Raw genomic sequence first — 2061 nt, 5'->3', positions numbered from 1 at the left:
CGGGCAACGACGTGACGGCCCGGGACCTGCAGCGCGCCGACGGCCAGTGGGCCCGCGCCAAGGGATTTGACACGTTCTGCCCGCTCGGCCCCATCATCGAGACGGAGTTCGATCCCTCGGACGCCGCCGTGGTGACCCGGGTCAACGGCGAGGTGCGCCAGCAGGGCACGACCAAGGACCTGATCCACTCGATCGCCGACATCATCGCCTACGCCTCCTCGGTGTGGACCCTGCTGCCGGGCGACGTCATCATGACGGGGACCCCGGCCGGGGTCGGCCCCCTCGTCACGGGTGACGTGGTCGAGGTCCAGATCGACGGCATCGGCATCCTCCGAAACACGGTGCAGTAACCGCCGCACGACCGCACGACCGAGGGCCGCCCCGCGCACTGCGCGGGGCGGCCCTCGGCGTTTCGGGGGAGCGGCGGCTTAGCGCGCGGGCTCGGACTCGGCGAGCTCGGTCGGGATCACCTGAATCTGCTCCGTGAAGTCCATCTTGGGCACGGGGCGGCGGAAGCCCTTCGTGGCGACCGCGACCAGGATCAGGCCGATCACGATCCAGATGCCGCCGATCAGGAAGGTGCTCGGGGACAGCGAGGTCCACAGCCAGATCGTCAGGGCGAAGCCGATCAGCGGCATCACGCCGAAGCGGCACCACTCCCACGCGGTCGGCGCGGTGCGGCGGCCGCCGCGCGGGAACAGGTACACCCGGATCACGCCGAGGTTCACCATCGAGAACGCGGCCAGCGCGCCGAAGCTGATCATGTGCGCCGCCTGGTCGAGCGTGAGGACGAGGCTCAGCAGCGCGAAGGCGGAGACGGTGACGGTCGCGACGATCGGGGTGCCGCGCGTGGCCCACATCCGGGCGAAGACGCGGGGCAGGGAGCCGTCGCGGCCCATCGCGTAGATGATCCGGGAGACGCTGACCTGGCTCGTCATGCCCGAGCCGAAGCTGCCCGCGACGAACACGGCCACGAAGATGGAGGCGACGATCTCGCCGCCGACGTGCGTCATGACGGTGACCCCGGCGGAATCGAGGTCGTCGAAGGCGGTCCAGTCCGGGTAGGCCATCGCGCCCGCCCAGCTCACCGCGATGAAGATCGCGCCGCCGATCAGGGTCGACAGGATGATCGCGCGGGGGATGTCGATGCGGGGCCGCTTCGCCTCCTCGGCGAGCGTGGAGACCGCGTCGAAGCCGAGGAAGGACAGCGCGAGCACGGCCGCGCCCGAGAAGATCGGCCCGATGCCGTCCTCGCCGGGCAGGAAGGGCTCGAAGACGCCGGGCGCGTTCGGGTCCGCGAGGCCGGTCTTGATCGCGAGGGCGATGAACACGGCGATCAGGATCAGCGAGAGCGTGATGATGACCGCGTTGACGCGGTTCACGAGCGTGATGCCGAGCAGGTTGAACCCGAGCACGATCACGAGGCCGGACAGGGTGAACACCCAGGCGGGCACCCCCGGGAACTGCGTGTTCAGGTAGATGCCGATCAGCATGAAGTTGATCATCGGCAGGAAGAGGTAGTCGAGCAGGAGCACCCAGCCCGTGATGAAGCCGATGCCGCCGCCGAAGGCCTGCTGCGTGTACGTGTACGCGGAGCCAGCGATGGGATATTTCTTGACCATCGCGCCGTAGGAGGCCGCGGTGAACAGCATCGTGACGACGGCGACCACGTAGGCGGCGGGCAGGCGGCCCCCGGTGATCTCGTTGACGATCCCGTAGGTCGTGAACACGGTCACCGCAGTCATGTAGGTGAGCCCGAACAGGGTGAGGCCGGGCAGGCCAAGGGCGCGTTTCAGGCCGGGCTGGGCGGAGGGGGCAGACACGAGTCTCCTTTGAGTCGGTGCGGGTGGGGGAGGGAAGCAAAAACGGGGCCCTGGCCGCGTGCGGGCAGGGCGGAGCCGGGCGACGGCGGTGAGCCGTCGCCCGGGGCGCCTGGTCGGGAGGCGGCGGGAGCGGTTACGCGCCCGCGGTGCGCTCGCCCGCGAGCCAGGTGCCGAGCACCCGGCAGGCGTGCACGGTGGCCGGGTCGACGGTCAGGGGGTTGCGGTCGAGCCAGACCAG

At 70.1% G+C, this 2061-nt stretch carries 3 protein-coding genes; 1 reads left to right on the top strand and 2 read right to left on the bottom strand.

Annotated features, from left to right (window positions below):
- Nucleotides 1–350: fumarylacetoacetate hydrolase family protein (locus OOT08_RS02580; protein WP_325090981.1), on the top strand; the 350-nt coding region annotated here is incomplete at its 5' end.
- A gap of 78 nt (nt 351–428) precedes the next feature.
- On the opposite strand, the gene OOT08_RS02575 is transcribed toward OOT08_RS02580, so the two are convergent.
- Nucleotides 429–1823 (bottom strand): APC family permease, encoded by a 1395-nt coding sequence (locus OOT08_RS02575; RefSeq protein ID WP_325090980.1) that lies wholly within the window; start codon nt 1821–1823, stop codon nt 429–431.
- Between the two features lie 133 nt (nt 1824–1956).
- On the bottom strand, nt 1957–2061 hold the full coding sequence (locus tag OOT08_RS02570) for a hypothetical protein (RefSeq protein ID WP_325091289.1): 105 nt from the start codon (nt 2059–2061) through the stop codon (nt 1957–1959).

Origin of the sequence: Leucobacter sp. M11, assembly GCF_035726885.1 — a bacterium.
Lineage (GTDB): Bacteria > Actinomycetota > Actinomycetes > Actinomycetales > Microbacteriaceae > JAPFRB01.
Note: the sequence above shows the minus strand (reverse complement) of the source record. Positions and strands in the feature narration are given on the sequence as shown.